This window comes from Odoribacter sp. Z80 (assembly GCF_009935865.1).
Classification (GTDB): Bacteria; Bacteroidota; Bacteroidia; order Bacteroidales; family Marinifilaceae; genus Odoribacter.
The window spans coordinates 20,332-37,810 of the sequence record NZ_QWEL01000005.1; the positions used below are offsets into that span (position 1 = coordinate 20,332).

Genomic DNA, 17,479 nt, shown 5'->3' on the forward strand with positions numbered 1-17,479 from the left:
GGTATGAATTTTACAGAGTATGCTTTAAAAAACCGGGCCCTGGTTTATTTTTTTGTGCTTGTACTTACGATAGGGGGAGTATATTCTTTTTTTACGATGAGCAAGTTGGAGGACCCTGCCATTACAGTGAAACAGGCAATGGTGGTAACGGCTTTTCCTGGTGCTTCGGCCTGGCAGGTAGAAATGGAAGTTTCCGATGTGTTGGAAAAATCCATTCGTTCGATGGGGGACCTGGATCATGTGGAATCTCGTTCTATGGATGATGTGTCAGAGATTCTGGTGGAGTTAAGCAGCACTGTTCCTTTGGATGAATTGCAACAAAATTGGGATATTCTGAGAAGGAAAGTGGCGAATGTACAGTCGCAACTTCCGGAGGGAGCACAGCCTTCTATGGTATTGGATGATTTCGGGGATGTTTATGGAATGTTTTATGCTATGACTTCCGATGGCTTTGATTACCAGAAGATGATGGATTATGCTCAGTTGGTACGCCGTACTGTGCTGGATATAGACGGCGTCAGCGGTGTGGATATTTACGGAGAACGCCAGGCTTGTGTTAATATAGATATTCAGGAATCTAAAATGGCTAATTTAGGCGTACATCCTGCAGAAATTGTCCTGACTTTGAGAGGACAGAATGCCACAGTTTATTCCGGATATTATAACAGTGGGGTAAAAAGGGTACGCGTCGGTGTAGATGGCAGTTTTAACAGTATAGAGGATATCAGTAGTTTGCTGATCAGGGGACATGAACAGGACCATATTCGTTTGGGAGATATTGCTGATATCAGTAAAGGGTATGTGGAACCGCAAAGGGAAGGGTTGATTTATGACAGTATTCCTGCGATTGCTATTTCCATTGCCATGCAAAAAGGGGGGAATATTATCCAATTGGGAAAGACCATAGATCAGAAACTGGCAGAATTAAAGGAGACAATCATTCCGGCAGGAATCAATTTTGAAAAGGTGTTTTTTCAGCCGGCACGGGTGAAAAGTGCAATTAATGTATTTATGATTAATCTTATAGAATCCGTTCTGATTGTGATCATTATTGTGATGCTGGCCATGGGTTTCCGGAGCGGCTATATCATCGGTATAGGTTTGGTTGTGGTTGTGTTGGGGTCATTTGTTATATTGCATATGATGCATGGGACATTGCAGCGGGTCTCGCTTGCCTCTTTTATTGTGGCTATGGGAATGCTGGTGGATAATGCTATTGTGATTACAGATGGAATTATGGTTGACCTGAAACGGGGTATTCCGAAGCCGGCGGCACTTGTCAATATTACCAAAAAAACTGCCTGGGCTTTGCTTGGAGCAACTACGATAGGTATTCTCACTTTTTTGCCGATTTTCATGTCTCCGGATACAACCGGGGAGTATGTGAGGGATTTGTTTATTGTATTGGCTGTTTCTTTGTGGTTGAGCTGGATATTGGCGTTGGCTTATGTACCTATTCAGGCAGACCGTATTTTTAAAGTAAAACCCGTTCCTCAGAATGCGGATAATAATCCTTTTAATGGACGTGTATACAGGCAATTTCAGCGTTTGCTGAGTTCTGCCATCCGCTATCGCTGGAGCTGGATTATCGTTATTTTGGTTTTATTGGTAGTCAGTGTTTTTGGAGCTCGTTTTATTAAACAGGGCTTTTTCCCGGATTTGAGTTATAACCAGCTTTATATTGAATATAAGATGCCTTACGGGACGAATCCGCAAGCCGTTAAGGCTGACCTGACAGCTATGGAAAGGTATCTTATCAGTCAGCCGGAAATAACGGCGGTAACCATTAGCCTCGGCGGTACTCCTTCCCGGTATAATCTGGTGAGAACAGTGGCGGAGCCTGCTCTGAGTTATGGTGAACTGATCGTGGATTTTACTTCTCCGGAGACTTTAAAGGAAAAATTGCCTGAATTACAGATTTACCTGTCTTCTCATTATCCTCAGGCTTACGTCCGGATGAAACGCTACAATCTGATGTACATGGATTTTCCTATACAGTTTATGATTACAGGGCCTGATCCGGCAGTGTTGAAGCGTTTGTGTTCAGAGGTGGAGGATATCATGAGGGCCGATTCTACGGCTATATTGGTGACGAACAATTGGGGACCTGAGACGCCGGCTATGAATGTGCTTTATCAGCAAGCGATAGCCCGGGATGTAAATCTTTCCAGGGAAGATGTCGGTTTGGCTTTGCTGGCTGCTACGGACGGATTGCCTGTTGGTTCGTATTATGAAGGAGAACATGACCTGCCGATTTACCTGAAAAGTGTTGATGGACGGGGCGAACGTCCGGAGCGTCTGAGTAATGTGCCGGTGTGGAGCATGGTTCCTTCTACGAATGGTATCGGAATGGAAACCGTAAAAGAATTAATGGCCGGAATGGTTAGTAGTGACGAGATATTAAGAAGATTGACCGGGTCGGTGCCTCTGAATCAGGCAAGCAGTGGTATTGATGTGAAGTGGGAGGTTCCCGTAGTCAGACGGTATAACGGACAGCGTTCTATTGCAGCTCAATGTAACAATGCTCCCGGTTATACCACTACGGCTGTCCGGAATAGTTTGCTGCCTAAAATCAATGCCATCCCGATTCCTGCCGGATATAAAACCGAATGGCAGGGAGAATATTTGGCCAGTACGCAATCGGAATCTTATCTTTTTAAGAATGTTCCTATTGCTGTTGTTTTGGTGCTGGCTATTTTGATTGCCTTGTTTAAGGATTTTCGCCGGCCTTTGATGATTTTGCTTTGTCTCCCTTTGGCTATTACCGGAGTGGTGGCAGGCATGTTGTTGGCCGGCAAGGAGTTTGGTTTTGTGGCTATTGTAGGGGCTCTGGGGTTAGTCGGTATGATGATTAAAAACGGGGTTGTCCTGGTGGATGAGGTGGATATGCAGATCCGTTCCGGTAAGGAGGCTTTTCAAGCTTTGATTGATGCGTCCACTTCCCGTTTACGGCCTGTGTTTTTGGCGGCAATGACAACTATTTTGGGAATGATTCCTTTGGTAAATGATGATATGTTTGGTGCTTTAGCGGTTACTATTATGGGAGGATTGTTTATTGGAACAGTGGTTACCCTGGTTTTTTTACCCATTCTTTATTCGCTTTTTTTTCATATCCGTTTCCCCCATCAGGACAAGACAAAAGCTTCACAAATTCATTTAAGTTAATCACGAGGGCATGAGAATAATTTTATTGATCGTTTGTTTTTTTCCGGGAGTGTTGTTTTCCCAGGTGGAATTGAATTTACAACTGTGCAGGGATATGGCTGTACAGAATAGCGAGGAGATGGTCATTGCCAGCCGGAGACAACAAAAAGCAACTTTGGAAGTAAATCTGGTACGGGCTGATTTTGCTCCCAAATTGTCGGTTGTTGGTTTAGGATTTTATAATCATAAGAAATATAGCTATAAAGTGAAAGGGGGCTATTTGCCGACTTACAAGCCGGGTGAAGGAGGACATCTGGAACCGAATGTGATGCTGGACCCTGAAACACACCGGCCGGTAACGGATGCCCAGGGAAATCCGGTTTTTAATGAATATGCTTTTTTACCGGATATTCGTTTAAAATTAAGTTTGCGGGGAGTCTATTCTGCGGGAGTACAGCTGGAGCAGCCTATATATATGGGAGGAAAGGTAAAAACTGCTTTTCGTATGGCTAAAGTCGGAGAACGGATAGCGACTGATAATATCCGTTATAACCGTTCAGAAGTCTTGTTGGAGACCGACCAGGCTTATTGGAAATTGCTGGAAGTGGGAGAACAGGTGATCGCTGCAGAGAAATATCGGGATGTCGTGGCAGAATTGGTGAAAAATCTGCAAAATGCCCGGCAGGTAGGCATGGCTGCGGAAAATGAAGTATTGAAAGCTCAGGTGCGGTTGAACGAAGCCGAACTGATGCTGCAAAAAGCAAGAAATGGAAAAACCTTGGCAGGCATGAATCTTTGTCGTCTGACAGGCCTGGATTTGCAGACCGAAGTAAATGTAAGGGACACACTTACTGATTATGTAGACCCCCGGATTTGGAATTTAGATACTGCTTTGAGTCAACGTCCCGATTATAGTATGTTGATGCAGGAAGTTGATTTGAAAGGTCAGCAGGTGGCTTTTACCCGTTCGGATTATTTGCCTCAATTAGGGGTGTCTGCCGGTTATGGTTATAGTGGCGGACTTAAGTTAAACGGACAGGATGAGGCCGATGCTACTTTTTCTGCTATGGCGGCATTGAAGATACCTGTATTTCATTGGGGAGAAGGACGTAATAAGGTTCGTTCGGCAACCTTGGAAAAGGAGATTAGCCATTTGGAATTGGAACGTTCTGCCAAATGGATGAGGTTAGAGATTGCTTCGGGACGTTTTCAGCTTAAAGATGCCCAAAGCCGGGTGAATCTGGCGAATAGTACCTTAAAGCAGGCAGAACAAAATTTGAAAGTCAGCCAGGACCAGTATCAGGTCGGAATGGAAAATCTGACTTCTTTACTGGAAGCTCAGGCCCAATGGCAGGAAGCCTGGAGTCAGTGGATTGCGGCTAAAGGAGAGCTGCATTTAGCCGAATCGACTTATTTGAAAGCTATCGGAAAATTGGAATAAAGGGTAGAACGTCCGGACTGAAATTCCGGTCCGGACGTTCTGAATTTTTACTTTACAGGAAAAGCCGGAATGGCCGGAATCTCTTTCTTTTCTGTTTTCATTCTTTCCATAATAACCTCTATCGCTTTGTTTAATTGTTGGTCTTCACCATTAAATTCCAGATAGGGATCGTTGTCTATGGGAATATCCGGCTCTACCCCGTGTCCTTCAATGATGAATCTGCTTCCGTCAGCAGCATAAGGCGCATAGGACGGAGTGACGATAGAGCCTCCGTCTACAACCGGAATTGTTCCGCTATATCCGACAACCCCGCCCCAAGTGCGATGTCCGATGACGGTACCCAATTTGTTGAATTTAAAACGGTAAGGAAATAAATCTCCGTCAGAAGCGGAATATTCATTGACTAAAAGTACTTTGGGACCGAGAAATGTACCTACCGGACTTACTGAACCTTCCGTTTGGTTGGTATGCATAGTGAAGAAATGAGGTGTACGCATCAGACGTTCAATAAGCATGGGGGATACATTGCCTCCACCATTGCCGCGGTCGTCAATGATTAGCGCTTTTTTTGTCAATTGCGGGTAATAGTGTTTTGCAAATTCATTCAGTCCGGCAACTCCCATATCCGGAATGTGGATATATCCGACTTCTCCGTTTGTTGCTTCGCTGACTTTGCGGATGTTATTCTGTACCCAATCATAATAATGAAGTTGTGATTCGTCGGCCAAAGGAACTACCAGGACTTTCCGGGAACCCTTGGGGGTAGGGGAAGAGTTTACTTCCAGTTCTATTGTTTTGTTGGCCATTCCGATTAATTCGGAAAAAAAGTTGGTGGTTGCCTGTAAAGATTTTCCGTTTATGGCCAGAATGTAATCTCCTTCTTTTACTTCTACTCCGGGCATGGTTAAGGGAGAACGGGTCGAATGGTCCCAGTTGGCGCCTTCCAGAATTTTGGTGACCCGGAAATAGCCGGAAGCGTCTTTCTTAAACCGGGCGCCTAATAGTCCCAGAGGAATCCGCTCCGGTTGAGGATGTTCTCCGTTTGCCGAATAGGCATGTCCTACGTTGAGTTCTCCGATCATTTCTCCAATCACATAGGTGAGGTCTGTACGATGATTGACATGGGGAATCAATACCTTATATTTCTCGTATACTGCATTCCAATCTACCCCATGCATATTTTTCGCATAGAAAAAATCACGCATTTGACGCCAGCTTTCGTTGTAGATTTGCATCCATTCCTGATGGTAGTCGATTTGTTTTCTTAAGCCGGAGGTTGAGATGGGAGAATGGATGCTGACTGCTGACAGAGGAAGGTCTATCACCTGGAACTGACGGCCGTTTCTGGCTAAGGCTTTTTTATATCCCGGACCAAAAGTGATGTTGGTATTTAAACAGGTTTCCTTTTTTTCCTTTAGATTGTATGAATACGTGTAACCCCGGTTATAGTACACCCTGTCTCCTATCATGTGAACATTCGAGTAATTGGAGGGAATAACCGGTAATTCTACAATGCGGTTTTGAATGTCCTCAAAATAATAGGGCGATGGTTTCTTCTCTTTCTCTTTTTTAGTTTCTTCTTTTGAAGACAGGAAGATATTATCATTTTTCGGTGCAAATGGAATGGAAGCGTCCCGGGTCAACGGCAGGATGTATATTTTACTCATATTATTGTATACATGGTTCCATTCCGTGTTGCTGTATATGGGGTGAAAAGTCCGTGCGGATACAAAGACAAGGTATTTTCCGTCTTTGCTGAAATTGGGAGAACCTGCATTATACCAACCGTCGGTAATTTGATGTTTTTGTTTTGTTTTCAGGTCATAGAGGATAATGTTGTTCATTCCTTTTTCCGGTTGGAGATAGGTGATGTAGCGGCTGTCGGGTGACCAGTTGTAAGAAAGAATAGGGCCGGCTCCGGAGTGGGCTATGGTTTCTGTTTCTCCGGTGGAAATGTCTGTCCGGTTTAAAGTATGGCGTTTCTCGCTCCAGAGAATGGAATGGGAATCCGGTGACCATTTGAAATGGAAGATATAGGTCTGAATATCGTGGGTTAAAAGTTTTTCCGTTTCAGTGACGACATCCCTCAACCAGATGTTAAATTCTCCGTTTTGGTCTGAAAGGTAGGCAATCCATTTTCCGTCTGGTGACCATTGCGGGTGACGGTCATGAGCATCGGAAGAATGGGTCAGATTGTAAGTGATACCCTGTTTGGCGGGGAGGGTGAAAATATCCCCCCGGGCGGCCAGAACAACTCTTTCTCCTTCCGGAGCAAGGTCTATGCTACTGATTTGATTTTCTACATTTTTCCATTCGGGTCTGGCCCAGTTCTGGTCGTTATCAATTTGAATATCTATTTTATGGGCCTTCTCCGTCCGGGTGTCAAAATGGTAAATATAACCTCCGTATTCGTATACGATTTGGTCTCCTCCCATGGACGGGAATTTAATGTCGTAATCTTTGTAAAACGTCAGTTGTCGTGTTGTTTTGTGAGGGAGTGTGTAGACGTATAGGTTCATGACATTATCCCGGTCTGAAATATAGTAGATTCTCTTTCCGTCAGAGGACCACATGGGGATAATATCCTGACGGTCGTGCTCTGTAATTTTTTCAGATTTTTTAGTATCAAAATCAAAGATACGGATATCATCTGCCATCCCTCCCTGATATCTTTTCCAGGTCCTGAACTCCCGGAATATGTAGTTGTAAGCTAATTTTTTACCATCGGGCGAAAACGATGCGAAGCCTCCGTTTTTAAGGGGTATTTCAACAGATTCGCCGCCGTCGGCCGGCACACACATTAATTGGCCGGTGAAATCATTGAAAGTATATTGGCGGGTTCGGAATAAGATATTTTTACTATCCGGAGTCCAGCCTATGACAATGTTGTTGGGGCCCATCCGATCACCTAAGTCATCTCGTTTGAGAGTGGCCGTATAAGTCAGCCGTTGGGGTTGTCCTCCCTGGGACGGTATAATGAATACTTCTGTATTCCCGTCGTATTGTCCTGTGAAAGCAATGTATTGCCCATCCGGAGATAAACGGGGAAACATTTCATAGCCGGTGTGTGAGGTTAATTTTCTGGCTCTTCCGCCATTCAAGCCAGTTGTATATATGTCTCCTGCGTAAGAAAAGACCAATTGTTTTCCATCGGTATGGGGAAAACGTAACAATCTTGCTTCTTCTGCCTGTGTTTCGAACCAGACGATAAAACAAAAAAAGATTAGGAAAATACTTCTCATGCCATATAATTTTAAGTGTATGAAATACAAAGTTAATATTTCTCTGATTTTTACACTTATGGTTTAGAAGAAATACAAGGCTTTCACTTTTTTCTCAGAATGGGCAACTTATTCTGGTTTGAGACAGTATAAAAACTGTAGAGATATAATTCGTTACAAAGAGAAAAAAGCTTGGTGAGAAACTTCGTAAATCGAACTATACTCTACAGAAAACGGAGAACCGTTTTTTAGGGGGCGGCATTTAGATTGGGAGTGAGTGCCTGTCCTCCCTTTTTTAAGTGTGCTGAATAGATTAACGGATGCAAATTTATTAAAAATAATACGAATCTAAGTTTAAAGTTTTGGACAAAATAGGGGACAAATGTAAAAATATAAAGATATAAATCCACTGATTAATAGTTGTTTAAATTCTTTATGCCAGGGGGACGTTTGGTGATAAGGATTTTTTCTTCTGCTCAAAATATGAAAAAATGTTTTCAGAGCTGAATTAAATATTCTTCCGGGTCAATATCTTGTTCTATTTTGTCTGAGATTCTGTTTAACAATCTGGTTTTTCTTTTTCGGATAGCTTCTAAAGTAGTTTGAAAGATGGTGGCCATATGGCTCAGTTTCCATTTGTGGTGAATCATGGTAGCCATCAGGATTTCGTCGGTGTTAAAATTGGGGAAACGTTCCTGGAATTTCTGAGCAAAAGCACCGTCAAGGTTGGTTAGCCGGTTCATTAAATTTCCGGAATAGTCTGCATTTTGTTTGATTAAAGTTTGATAAAGCTGGTTATATACTTTTGTTGAGATGTTTCCGGTCAATTTTTCCTGATTTAGTATTTTAATCAATTGATGGAAAGCGATGTGGTTTTGCCGGATAAATTCCTGGGTAACGGAGAATCCCCAAGTGGTGTGCTTTACTCTTTCTGCCAGTTTATTGTTTTCAAGCTGCAGTTTGCGGTGGTGATGATAAACAATCAGGGTAAGTAGGCAAAGGATAAAAGAGATAATTAAAAAAAGACATATGTTTTTTAACTGGTCGTTTTCATTTTTCAGGATCTGGTTTTGGTGCAAGAAAATGGTATCTGTTTGTTGGGGCAGGATTAGAGTTTCTTCCGGGATTCCGTTTATTTGTCTTTCCAGTATGTCTGAGTGGCATGTATTGTTGTTAAAGAGATGGTATGATACTATTGCAGGGATGAAAGCAATCACAAAAAATAGTTTTCCCATGTTTACGACCAATTTTGTTGCAAACATATACCAACTTTAACAAAATATCAATGATTTTGTACGCTACTTTGTTAAATACTTTTATTTTTTCCAAATCAATTTACTGCCTGAAGTCAGTTGGGATTTTGTGATGGCGGGTGTACCGTAGAGGATGAGTCGGACGTTTCCGGCCAATTCATAGGAGAGTTGGCTGGCGACTTTGATTTCTGCTTTTGCGGCAGTAGCCAGTGCTATTTCTGCCCGGATGGTTTCCAGGTCTTTGGCTTTTAAGGAGGCAGAGGTTTTGAGCGTTGTTTTGAGATTCTGGGTTTTGCCTTTTAGTTCTATGATTGCCGAGGTTCTTCCGTCCACTTCTATGTTTTCGGTTTCAAGATGAAGTTTTATCTGCGAGTTTTCACTGGCTTTGATTTGGATAGACGGGATTTTCCAGATTTGGGGGGAACCGTCAATTTGAGAATGCTGGTAAGCGGTCAGGCTGCGAAGGGTGGGCATGCTGATGAGAACGTTCAGGTCGGCATATTTGGTAATATTTATCGAATCCGAAATATAAATTTTTAAAATACCATTCCGGACAACGGTTTTGATGTAAGGAAAAAGATTATTGTCGGCCTCTACGGTAAGGGGTTGGAGTTCTCCCTGGACGATAGCGACGGAAATATTGCGGGAGACGATTATGCTGTGGAAATAATCTGTTTCCCTTTGTTGGGTGAGCACATATCCCGAACCTTTTACATTTCTGGAAGTTTGGCCGGAGACGGAGTGCAGAAACAGGATGAGGATGGATAAAAGAATAAGTTTTGCCATATCATGCTCTTTTGGTCTTTATCAAGATTTTGTACGGCAAATCGGGAAAGAAGTTTGTCATGTCAGAAAGCCGCCTTCATCAGGCGGCCTTCTGGTACGCAAATGAATGGTAGATGTTGTGGTTGTTATCCGGCGTTTATATAGGTTTCTACCAGTTTCTGGATTTTTTCTGTATCATTTCCCAACTCTTGTCTTAGTGTCCTGTCCTGATAAGCGGAAAGTTTCTGGATTAGTCCGTCAATCAAGCGGGGGCTGAATACCTGGGCAGCTTCATAGATTTTGCGTTGTTGAGCCAGAAAATCGGCAGATTCTGCACAGGAAGCCGGCAGATGGCTGAGCCGGTTGGCTATCTCTTTGTGGGCGTCATCGAAGATGTTCACATTGACATAGCGTTCTTCCGCATAAGGAATGGCCTCCGGCATTTCAAAACCATGGCGTGCTGCTACTGCCAGACCTGCCAGTAAAAGGTAAATATCAGCAGAGCCGTCCGGACAACGGAATTCTATGGTTTGTTTGGTGCCCGGATCGGTATTGCCTGGCTTTTCCAGCGGATTGGCGTCTACAATCATTCCGGTTGCTCCTTGTGTCCAGCCCAAAGGTACACGAACCAGTACGGAACGGTTCCGGTCACCCCAGCAGATATTGGTCGGGGCTTCCTGGTGAGGAACCAGGCGGAAATAAGAGGTTGGATTAGTGTTGCCGAATGCGGTAAGAGAAGGTGCGGCTTGTAATATTCCGGCGATGGCTTTTTTGGCGACATCTGTTAATTTACCTTCGGAAATATACATGTTTTTTCCGTCTTTGACTAAACGGGTATGTATGTGCAAACCGCTACCGGCTTTGCCGGTTGTGATTTTGGGTGCGAAAGTTAAGTCAACGCCGTATTGATAGGCGAGTGTACGTAAAATCCATTTTGCAATCATTAATTGATCCGCCGCTTCTTCGATGTCCACCGGAAGAAATTCAATTTCATTCTGTTCATATTGTAAGTGGCCGATTGTGAAATTTCCCACTTCCGAGTGTCCGTATTTGATTTGTCCGCCGGCTTGGGCAATGGCACGCATGGCCTCCGTCCGGAAGTTGCCCCATTTACAGAAAGGGACAGATTCATGGTAGCCTTTTTGGTCCGGTGTTTCGAAAAGTTCTTCTTTTTCGCTGATGACGTAGTATTCAAGTTCACCCATGGCCTGAAATTCCATGCCGGTTGTTTTCTTGAATTCTTCATGAGCTTTGCGGAGCGTGTATTCCGGAGCGCTTTCCAATGGCTTCCCGTCTTTGGTATAATAGCTGCAAAGAATATCTATTGCCGGAATGTCGCTGAAAGGGTTTAAGAAAGCAGTTCGATACCGTGGGATAACGTAGAGGTCGCTTGAACCGGCTTCAATATAAGGAAACAGGCTTGAGCCGTCCACTCTTTCCCCGTAAGTGAGGATATTGTCCAAGTGTTCCGGACTGCCGATAATGAAATTCAGCGTTTTTAATCTGCCGTCGCTGCCTGCATACCGGAAATTGACCATTTCAATTTCATTGGCCTCCACATAGCGGATAATATCCGCTTTGGTAAATTCTCTTTGTGGTTTCTGGAGAAATTTTACTAATGGATTGGGATGTAGTGAATAGTTTTCTTTCATATTCCGATTTTTGAGTTTAGTTGTAACAATTTTTAATCAAATCAAAACAAATCTATAAAAATTATTTTAAATGAGAATGTTTTTGTAATAATTTGTAATAAAATTATTGGATATATGAGTTATTTATAACTTTTAATTCATTTTTGGAAATCGGAGAAATATATCTATTTTTGTATTAAATGTATATATTTTCAGAGTATTGGTAAGTGTTCGGAAGAGTGTTTCGTTTTAGCAACAAACAAAAAAAATTATTTTTTTTGTTTGTTTTGCTGTGGCAAATGGATTCATTGATGGTTCAGGGACAGATTCATCCTGAAACGGCTTTTTATTGGGAGAATCCCTATTATCTGAGTCCTGCCTATGTGAATCTGGATTATAAGGGTTATTTTTCTTTGGCTGCCCGGAAGCAGTGGGCCGGATTAGACGGTTCGCCTGCTACTTTTTTTGCTACCGGTGCATTGTTTTGGGAAGATTATCGTACGCAGGCGGGAATGAAAATCCTAAAAGATAAGATAGGCTATATCCATACGCTTGATTTCTCACTTTCTTATACTTATAGTTTACGTTTGGCCTGGAACAATTTTTTAAATCTGGGTATTGCCGCTTCCTGGCAAACGCAAAATATAGACCGGAGCAAGGTGGTTGTGGATAATTTCGATGATCCTGTTTTTTTCAATGAGAAATTGAAAGGACTGAAAGACTGGAATGCACATTTGGGAATAGAGTATGTATATGACCGGAGTCTGATTGTGGGTATTGCTTCTCAAAATATGATGTCGTTTTTGAGGGATAAGCCTCATATTTGGGCGGGTGTGAATTATGCTTATGCCCGTTATCGGACTCGCTCGCTGGCCAGAGGATTTGATGCCGGACGTTATCGGACCCGCTCTTTTAGCCGGAGTTATGATATGGAATATGGAGTGTGCCTGAAACAATATGAAGATGATTTTCAGGTGGATGGCATGATTTCCCTGTATGTCAACCGGGAGAATCAGGAAGAAAAGTTCCAGTTTTCACTTTTTGGACGTTCGGTGGGGGAGATCGGAGTGTTGGCTGGTTTTAAATTGGTTTCGAATCTCAAGTTCCTTTGTACGTATGATTATAATTTTAAGGCTGTTTCGGATAATACATACGGGTCTTTTGAGATTATGATGACTTATCCCGTTCAGCGTTCCCGCTCTTGTCGGGGGGTATGGGATAGGTGAAAAATAGTGGTAAATGAGGATGATGAGATTCTATGCAGTGATATTCTGGGGAATAATGGTATGGACGGGAATGGAAGTAAGAGCCCAGGGATATACGGTGTCCCCGGATGTACCGGATTTTACCGAGCTTCGTGCAGGTTGTGTGGTCGCAACCTATGGAAATACCAGAGATCCGTTTCTTTATGAAGGGATAGTGGAGGACCGCCATAAGATAATTACTGCTCAAGGGAAGGATTTTTATACAGGCGGAGAATTACAATTGTTGCCTCCCGGAGAATCCAGGGTGATAAAACTTGGAAATGAACAGGTGGGGTCTGAGGCGGAAAGCATTACATATCATTTTATAGTTGATCCGGAAAAGGCTGTTTTGTTGCTGAAATTTGCCGTAGTCTTTGTTGACCCCAGCCATAGTCTAAATAACCAGCCCCGGTTTGTGGTTCGCATTATGGATAAGGACGGTAATCTGATAGATGTCTGTGCGGAGTATGATGTGTCTGCCCGGGACGGTATTGATGGATTCAGGACTTACGATAAGATTGGGCTGCCTATTCGTTGGCGCGACTGGACGAGTGTGGGTTTGGATATGTCTGCTTATGCGGGGCAGGAGGTGCAGGTCCAGTTTGTAACTTATGACTGTGCTTTGAGCGGGCATTTCGGATATGCTTATTTTACAGCCTCCTGTATTTCCCATAAATTGTCTCTGGATGCTTGTGATGGAACACAATTTACCATTGCTGCGCCTACCGGTTTTTCTTCTTATATGTGGCAAGACGGACAGACTGCTTCTGCCGTAACTTATACTCAGGAGGACGGAGAGAAGGAAATAGCTTGTGAAATTACTTCCGCTACAGGATGTCGGTTTACATTGAGTGCACATGTCACGGCCGACCCTGTATTGCCTGATGAAAAGTTTTTTTTCGATACAATTTGTCAGGGGGAATCCTACAAAAAAAATAATTATAATCTTCCTGCGCAGTGGAAGATAGGTACTTTTAATTATCTCAACACTTATTTTAGTACGGCAACATGTGGGGAAGTGGGAGAGCTGATGCTTCATCTTACTGTCTTACAGCGCTATTATCCTGTGGAAGCAGAGCTGTGTCCCGGAGAGAGTTTTGTGGATTATGGGTTCTCGTATGTGAATCCGGCTCCCGGAGAATATAGAGATACGCTGACTTATACTTCGTCTTCCGGAATTTGTGATAGCGTCGTTACCCTCTACCTGTTGGTATATCCTGAGGTGAAATTGACTTCTGACATAGCAGGAGAGAAATATCCTTGTGCAGGGACCACACAGACTTATAAAATATCGGAATCCTGGACTATGGGACAATATGTTTGGGAGTTCCCTCCGGGTTTTGATATTTTAAGCGGACAGGGAACCACTCAGGTAACTGTTCAGGTCATGGATTTTGCTGAAACCGGTCCCGTCCGGTTGCTGTATGGGAAAGGTGCCTGTGCTACGAGTCCTGACCCCTACATTGTAAATCCGCATGGAGCTTATTGGCAGACTGTGATAGATACTTTATGTACCGGAACGGAGTATCATGAGAACGGTTTTGATGTTCCTATCCAGGATTGTCCGGGGTTCCTTACTTTCGCAAAACGGGGCCGGACTGTGTATGGATGCGATAGTGTGGTGACTTTGCATTTATATGTGTATGAGACGCCTGAAGTTACCCTCAAGACTTCGGATAGTGTGATATGTCAGGGAGGGGAAGTGGAATTACAGGCTTGGGGAAGCCGTACAAAGTACATACCTCCGGAACCTCCGGCTGTCAGTATAGGGGATATTTTCTGTGAGGATGGGACCATTGTTAAATTAAAGGAGTATGCTGCCGGGAATAAAAAGGCCCAGGGCATTGTTTTTTATGTGGATTCTTCCGGAGAGCATGGTTGGGTGGTGCATATTAAACATCAAAGTAAATCCTGCAAGTGGGGAATCAATACTTATAACATTCCTGATTTGCCTGATTATTATTATTACTCCAATTCCCGTTTGGATACTGCCGGTTATTTTAATACTTCCCAAATCAGACAAGCCGGTAATGAAGTTGTATATCCGGCAGCTTATTCCGTTGATTTTGCCGACGGCTGGTATTTGCCGGCCATCGGACAACTTTTGAGAATGTATGGGTATCTGGATGAAATAAATAAGGTTTTGGAGGAAGTCGGAGGAGAGATTTTTGAGTTTGTTGATACACAATGGTTTTATTGGTCCAGTAGTGAAGGGGGTACAGGACAAGCCTGGGGGCTGGAAGTGAGAGGGCGTCAGATGTTAGGAGATAAAGCAGCATTAAGTGGCGTGAGGGTGAGGGCTGTGCGTTCATTTTAGAAATCATGAAGATGAGATTTTTTATCTTGATATGGTGTCTGTGTTCTTTGGTGTGTCAGGGACAGCAAAAGAAAATCGGCGATGTAATCCGAAATCCTGACGGTTCCCGGGGAGTTGTTTTCTGGGTGGCTCCTGATGGTTCTATGGGATGGATGGTTGCCTTGTACGATTTGCCGGCAAAAAAAGCCTGGGGAGATGATAAAGTGAATGTGCCGGTTTTACCTGACGTGGGGTCCAGTGGCTATCGTGCTGTGATGCGCGCGCTGTCAGATACTGCGGGATATGGAAATACCGCAAAACTAAGGGAGTTTCAGGGGCCAGGTACTCAATATGCCGCACAATGCGTTGATCTTGAACAGGGATGGTATTTGCCGGCAGTCGGACAGGTAAGAAAGTTATACACCGTTATGAATGACATTAATCCGGTGTTGATAGGTATTGGGGGCAGTGCTTTGAAATCTTCTGGTTCTGGCTTTGGGGATTATGTTTATTCTTCCAGTTCGGAAGCAAACACATCTGACCTTTGGGCCTGTTCTTTTGCCGACGGACAGGTGGGAATCTTGGGGAAGAATGAGTTGTTATTAACCAGGCAGATCCGGACATTTTTTGTCCGGGACGTAGAGTATGATACTACCTTGAATTATCGTTGGAATACGGGCGCTTCTATTCCTTTTATTCTGGATAATCCGAGACAGACCGTACAATATCAGGTAAGTGTTTCTTCTTCTGTTGGGTGTACGAATACTGCTACCCGTGAAGTATTTGTTTCCTCCCCTGACCCGGTTGTGATTTATGATACGATTTGTGCGGGAGAGGTATACCGGAATAATGGTTTTGAAGCTTCTGTGGCGGGAACTTATGAACAGGTATTGGAGAATGCGGATGGCTGCGATTTGTATTTGACCCTGAAATTAACGGTTCTGGAACCCGTGGAAACGGTTATATATGATACGATTTGTGAAGGAGACCTTTATACGAAAAATAATTTTACAGAATGGGAGGCCGGAGAATATCGGCAGTTATGGCATGGCGTTTTGGGTTGTGATTCACTGGTTCGTTTGCATTTAACAGTTCTCCCGGCTTTTGAGACCGTGTTGTATGATACCGTTTGTGAAGGAGAGGATTATGACAGGAATGGTTTTTATCTTACCGGTTTGCAGGTGGGTGGACATTATTTTGAATGGAAAGGGACCTCCCGTTATGACTGTGATTCTGTGGTATATTTGCACTTGACTGTCGCTCCGGTTGGGGACACTCTGCTTTTTGATACGGTATGCGCCGGACAATACTATAAAAAACATGGATTTGAGTATGAGACGGTTATGGACGGACAAATATGCGAACCTTTACACTTGCGAAGTGACAGAGGCTGTGATTCGCTGGTACGTTTACAGTTGGAGGTATATCCTGCTTATTTCTTTTCTGATGTTCAGGCCATTTGTGAAGGTGAACAATTGGAGTTTCGTGGCAGGCTTTTGCAGGAGGCCGGTATTTATGTTGATTCATTAAAGACCGTATTGGGATGCGATAGCATTTATGAATTGCAATTGTCTGTAAATCCTTTGTTCCGGGATACCTTAAAAGCAGTTATTTGCGAAGGTCAACGTTATCAGAATGCTGGATTCAATGAGAGCGAAGCAGGTTTTTATGAGAAACATTATAAAACTGTAAACGGCTGTGATAGTATAGTTTGTTTAAATCTTAAGGTAAACTCTTTTTTCACTGGGGGAATATGGTCGGTTTTGGAGGATTGTGCAACACATTCCTACCGGTTTGAACCGGAGTGGAAAGGGATTCAAACCGATAAAGAAGGATATCGTTTTTTGTGGGATTTCGGTGACGGACAAACAGGTGAGGGGGAATACCAGCTTCATCAATATGCCGATTCCGGTATCTATCCGGTACGTTTGCAGGTTGTAATTCCCGGAAATTGTTCCGGAGAAGTTCAAATGGCTCAACAAGTGGCTTATCATTCTTCTGATATTGAGATATATGCTCGTCCTGAAAATGTAGATTCCCATCATCCTCAAATTCATTTGTGGACTGATTCTATTCCGGGGATGTCCTATGAATGGGAATTCGGAGATGGACACCGGGCTACGGGGGCAACCGTATTCCATATTTATACTTTTGATGAAGATGTTACTTATGAAGTGAAGTTAAAGCGGACGAATACCGAGAATTGTTCTGTAGAAGCGGTATTGCCTGTCCATGCTTTTGAATTGATTTCTCCTCCCAATACTTTTTCTCCTAACGGGGATGGAGTAAATGATTTTTTTATGAAAGGCTACCGGATAAGGATTATGAATCGGAACGGAGTGGAAATATTTAGAGGGGAAGATGGCTGGGACGGAACCCGGGAAGGACAGTTTGTGCCTCAGGATACCTACTTTTACGAATTATATTATCGGACATACCAGGGGGAGAGTGTGAAAAGAGGTTATGTCACTGTTGTAAAATAAG

At 43.3% G+C, this 17,479-nt stretch carries 9 protein-coding genes; 5 read left to right on the plus strand and 4 right to left on the minus strand.

The genetic code is table 11. The features are described from left to right. Positions 1-3 precede the first annotated feature (3 nt). Together D1136_RS06225 and D1136_RS06230 are read left to right on the plus strand one after the other, a co-directional pair. Positions 4-3,165 carry an efflux RND transporter permease subunit gene (locus D1136_RS06225; protein WP_161876768.1) on the plus strand — a complete coding sequence of 1,054 codons (3,162 nt, stop codon included), beginning with the start codon at positions 4-6 and terminating at the stop codon, positions 3,163-3,165. Positions 3,166-3,175: 10 nt separating this feature from the next. Continuing rightward, on the plus strand, positions 3,176-4,585 hold the full coding sequence (locus D1136_RS06230; RefSeq protein ID WP_161876769.1) for a TolC family protein: 1,410 nt from the start codon (positions 3,176-3,178) through the stop codon (positions 4,583-4,585). Positions 4,586-4,632: 47 nt separating this feature from the next. On the opposite strand, the gene D1136_RS06235 is transcribed toward D1136_RS06230, so the two are convergent. The 4 genes from D1136_RS06235 to D1136_RS06250 form a co-directional block, all read right to left on the minus strand. Further along, entirely contained in the window at positions 4,633-7,827 is a 3,195-nt protein-coding gene (locus tag D1136_RS06235) for a S41 family peptidase (RefSeq protein WP_161876770.1), read from the minus strand. Between the two features lie 476 nt (positions 7,828-8,303). Further along, on the minus strand, positions 8,304-9,068 hold the full coding sequence (locus D1136_RS06240; protein ID WP_161876771.1) for a hypothetical protein: 765 nt from the start codon (positions 9,066-9,068) through the stop codon (positions 8,304-8,306). 54 nt (positions 9,069-9,122) lie between these two features. Beyond that, the gene (locus D1136_RS06245) at positions 9,123-9,845 is read right to left on the minus strand and encodes a head GIN domain-containing protein (RefSeq protein ID WP_161876772.1); all 723 of its coding nucleotides are present in this window, start codon (positions 9,843-9,845) and stop codon (positions 9,123-9,125) included. 125 nt (positions 9,846-9,970) lie between these two features. After that, positions 9,971-11,476 carry a glutamine synthetase family protein gene (locus tag D1136_RS06250; RefSeq protein ID WP_161876773.1) on the minus strand — a complete coding sequence of 502 codons (1,506 nt, stop codon included), beginning with the start codon at positions 11,474-11,476 and terminating at the stop codon, positions 9,971-9,973. Between the two features lie 218 nt (positions 11,477-11,694). Between D1136_RS06250 and D1136_RS06255 the strand changes: the two genes are divergently transcribed. From D1136_RS06255 to D1136_RS06265, 3 genes are read left to right on the plus strand one after another with little or no spacing between them, the layout of a single operon-like run. Continuing rightward, positions 11,695-12,681, plus strand: coding sequence for a PorP/SprF family type IX secretion system membrane protein (locus D1136_RS06255; RefSeq protein ID WP_370461318.1), 987 nt, complete (start codon positions 11,695-11,697; stop codon positions 12,679-12,681). 19 nt (positions 12,682-12,700) lie between these two features. Continuing rightward, positions 12,701-15,016, plus strand: a complete 2,316-nt coding sequence (locus D1136_RS06260; RefSeq protein ID WP_161876775.1) for a hypothetical protein — start codon at positions 12,701-12,703, stop codon at positions 15,014-15,016. A gap of 11 nt (positions 15,017-15,027) precedes the next feature. Then, positions 15,028-17,478, plus strand: a complete 2,451-nt coding sequence (locus tag D1136_RS06265; RefSeq protein ID WP_161876776.1) for a PKD domain-containing protein — start codon at positions 15,028-15,030, stop codon at positions 17,476-17,478. Position 17,479: the final 1 nt, after the last annotated feature.

Coding starts and splice junctions, on each gene's coding strand:
- D1136_RS06225 (WP_161876768.1), top strand. CDS start 4: ATGAATTTTACAGAGTATGCTTTAAAAAACCGGGCCCTGGTTTATTTT.
- D1136_RS06230 (WP_161876769.1), top strand. CDS start 3,176: ATGAGAATAATTTTATTGATCGTTTGTTTTTTTCCGGGAGTGTTGTTT.
- D1136_RS06235 (WP_161876770.1), bottom strand. CDS start 7,827: ATGAGAAGTATTTTCCTAATCTTTTTTTGTTTTATCGTCTGGTTCGAA.
- D1136_RS06240 (WP_161876771.1), bottom strand. CDS start 9,068: ATGTTTGCAACAAAATTGGTCGTAAACATGGGAAAACTATTTTTTGTG.
- D1136_RS06245 (WP_161876772.1), bottom strand. CDS start 9,845: ATGGCAAAACTTATTCTTTTATCCATCCTCATCCTGTTTCTGCACTCC.
- D1136_RS06250 (WP_161876773.1), bottom strand. CDS start 11,476: ATGAAAGAAAACTATTCACTACATCCCAATCCATTAGTAAAATTTCTC.
- D1136_RS06260 (WP_161876775.1), top strand. CDS start 12,701: ATGATGAGATTCTATGCAGTGATATTCTGGGGAATAATGGTATGGACG.
- D1136_RS06265 (WP_161876776.1), top strand. CDS start 15,028: ATGAGATTTTTTATCTTGATATGGTGTCTGTGTTCTTTGGTGTGTCAG.